The organism is Qipengyuania triglochinis (assembly GCF_054655615.1).
Genome location: NZ_BAAHND010000005.1, coordinates 2,501 through 5,885, shown reverse-complemented (window position 1 = coordinate 5,885; position 3,385 = coordinate 2,501). Strand labels below are relative to the sequence as shown.

The 3,385-nt window shown below is 53.2% G+C and carries 2 tRNA genes and 2 rRNA genes (1 of these 4 only partly in view); all 4 read left to right on the top strand.

From position 1 onward, the window contains the following. Positions 1–410: 410 nt before the first annotated feature. Positions 411–1,896, top strand: a 16S ribosomal RNA gene (locus ACYQ0G_RS14015). 184 nt (positions 1,897–2,080) lie between these two features. Continuing rightward, positions 2,081–2,157: transfer RNA gene (locus ACYQ0G_RS14010), tRNA-Ile, on the top strand. A gap of 14 nt (positions 2,158–2,171) precedes the next feature. Then, positions 2,172–2,247 (top strand) — tRNA-Ala (locus tag ACYQ0G_RS14005). 266 nt (positions 2,248–2,513) lie between these two features. Beyond that, a 23S ribosomal RNA gene (locus ACYQ0G_RS14000) occupies positions 2,514–3,385 on the top strand (it continues 1,919 nt past the right edge of the window). Together the 16S and 23S rRNA genes with 2 tRNA genes alongside form the textbook arrangement of a ribosomal RNA operon.

Sequence of the window (3,385 nt, the reverse complement as noted above, 5' to 3'; positions counted from 1 at the left end):
CAAAAAACCCATTGACCGAATCCCGGGTGGGGCCTAGATGGCCCTCACCGACGCGGCGCTGACGGTTTCTACCGGACGCTGGGTTGGTCGCCAACATAGACGGATAGCCGGTCCCCCGGTGTAAATCGGGGAGTGATTAGCTGTCCGGTATTAGTGTCTGGTGAGTTCTTTGACATTGTTAGTTTTTGATGAAGGGACATGTGGGCGACGGCGCCCGGTTCGGGGACCTCAAGGCTCCGAGTACCGGTTAATTGAAGCCGATTGCCACATCCATTCAGGCTCCACAGTCTGGGTGGTATGATGCATGTTCATTCGTATCCATTACGTTTGACAGTGCAGGTATCGGCTCCTTGAAGCTCATGCCTAGCGGGTTGGCGATCTTCGGATCGTGCTTGCTTGGTATGTGACACAAACTTGAGAGTTTGATCCTGGCTCAGAACGAACGCTGGCGGCATGCCTAACACATGCAAGTCGAACGAACCCTTCGGGGTTAGTGGCGCACGGGTGCGTAACGCGTGGGAACCTGCCTTTAGGTTCGGAATAACTCAGAGAAATTTGAGCTAATACCGGATAATGTCTTCGGACCAAAGATTTATCGCCTTTAGATGGGCCCGCGTTAGATTAGATAGTTGGTGGGGTAATGGCCTACCAAGTCGACGATCTATAGCTGGTCTGAGAGGATGATCAGCCACACTGGGACTGAGACACGGCCCAGACTCCTACGGGAGGCAGCAGTGGGGAATATTGGACAATGGGCGAAAGCCTGATCCAGCAATGCCGCGTGAGTGATGAAGGCCTTAGGGTTGTAAAGCTCTTTTACCAGGGATGATAATGACAGTACCTGGAGAATAAGCTCCGGCTAACTCCGTGCCAGCAGCCGCGGTAATACGGAGGGAGCTAGCGTTGTTCGGAATTACTGGGCGTAAAGCGCGCGTAGGCGGCTTTTCAAGTCAGGGGTGAAATCCCGGGGCTCAACCCCGGAACTGCCCTTGAAACTGGATGGCTAGAATACTGGAGAGGTGAGTGGAATTCCGAGTGTAGAGGTGAAATTCGTAGATATTCGGAAGAACACCAGTGGCGAAGGCGACTCACTGGACAGTTATTGACGCTGAGGTGCGAAAGCGTGGGGAGCAAACAGGATTAGATACCCTGGTAGTCCACGCCGTAAACGATGATAACTAGCTGCTTGGGCTCATGGAGCTTGGGTGGCGCAGCTAACGCATTAAGTTATCCGCCTGGGGAGTACGGTCGCAAGATTAAAACTCAAAGGAATTGACGGGGGCCTGCACAAGCGGTGGAGCATGTGGTTTAATTCGAAGCAACGCGCAGAACCTTACCAGCCTTTGACATCCTAGGACGATTTCTGGAGACAGATCTCTTCCCTTCGGGGACCTAGTGACAGGTGCTGCATGGCTGTCGTCAGCTCGTGTCGTGAGATGTTGGGTTAAGTCCCGCAACGAGCGCAACCCTCATCCTTAGTTGCCATCATTTAGTTGGGCACTTTAAGGAAACTGCCGGTGATAAGCCGGAGGAAGGTGGGGATGACGTCAAGTCCTCATGGCCCTTACAGGCTGGGCTACACACGTGCTACAATGGTATCTACAGTGAGCAGCGATCCCGCGAGGGTTAGCTAATCTCCAAAAGATATCTCAGTTCGGATTGTTCTCTGCAACTCGAGAGCATGAAGGCGGAATCGCTAGTAATCGCGGATCAGCATGCCGCGGTGAATACGTTCCCAGGCCTTGTACACACCGCCCGTCACACCATGGGAGTTGGATTCACCCGAAGGCGGTGCGCTAACCTTTTAGGAGGCAGCCGACCACGGTGGGTTCAGCGACTGGGGTGAAGTCGTAACAAGGTAGCCGTAGGGGAACCTGCGGCTGGATCACCTCCTTTCTAAGGATTGTCACGAAAGCGCCGGCGCCAGCCGTTGGAATGCTTCGCGACTTTTCAAAGAACATTGCCGTCGTCCTCATGTCCTTTCATCAATCGGATACAGCCTCACGGGCCTTGCCTGTGAGATGCTGTTAGCCTGAGCTGGCTTTTGCCGCCCGCGGCCGTAAGGCCTGCGCTGGCGCATAGGCCCGTAGCTCAGTTGGTTAGAGCGCACCCCTGATAAGGGTGAGGTCGGTGGTTCAAATCCACTCGGGCCTACCATTTTGCCTGGATACGGGGCCTTAGCTCAGCTGGGAGAGCACCTGCTTTGCAAGCAGGGGGTCATCGGTTCGATCCCGATAGGCTCCACCAGGTACTAATCAGATCCGATTGTATGAAACGAAAACGAATACCGCGTTTGGCGGTTAGGTGGTTTCGGCCACCGCTCTTTGACATTGTGAATGGGTTTTTAAATCGATGCCGTGGCGCATGGATTGTACGGTTTGCCTTCGGGCAGATCTTGCGAGCTATGCATCACAACAAGATCAATCAAACGATTATCTGGCTGAGATATTCCTCTGCACTATCTTTAAGCGACGTGACTTTTATGCAGGTCTGTCGTTGATGGTGTGGATTCTCAAGCGTGAGGTAAGAGCATTTGGTGGATGCCTTGGCATGTGCAGGCGATGAAGGACGTGGCACGCTGCGATAAGCGTCGGGGAGATGTGAGCAATCTTTGATCCGGCGATTTCCGAATGGGGAAACCCACCCTCACCATTTCCTTTCGATTGTTTTCGGACGATCGGAAAGAGGTGGATAGGGTATCACCAGACTGAATACATAGGTTTGGTGAAGCGAACCCGGGGAACTGAAACATCTCAGTACCTGGAGGAAAAGACATCAACAGAGATTCCCGTAGTAGTGGCGAGCGAACCGGGACCAGGCCAATGCTTCTTCGTTAATTAGCAAAACACTTTGGAAAGAGTGGCCATAGTGGGTGACAGCCCCGTATGCGAAAGTGAGCGAAGAAGATTCGAGTAGGGCGGGACACGTGAAATCCTGTCTGAACATGGGGGGACCACCCTCCAAGCCTAAATACTCGCACATGACCGATAGCGAACACAGTACCGTGAGGGAAAGGTGAAAAGCACCCCGATTAGGGGAGTGAAACAGTACCTGAAACCGGATGCTTACAAGCAGTTGGAGCCCCATAGGGGGTGACAGCGTACCTCTTGCATAATGGGTCAGTGACTTAATCTACCATGCAAGCTTAAGCCGTTAGGTGTAGGCGCAGCGAAAGCGAGTCTGAATAGGGCGACTGAGTATGATGGATTAGACCCGAACCCCGGCGATCTAGGCATGGCCAGGTTGAAGGTGCGGTAACACGCACTGGAGGACCGAACCGGTGAATGTTGAAAAATTCTCGGATGAGCTGTGTTTAGGGGTGAAAGGCCAATCAAGCCGGGAAATAGCTGGTTCTCCGCGAAATCTATTGAGGTAGAGCGTCGGA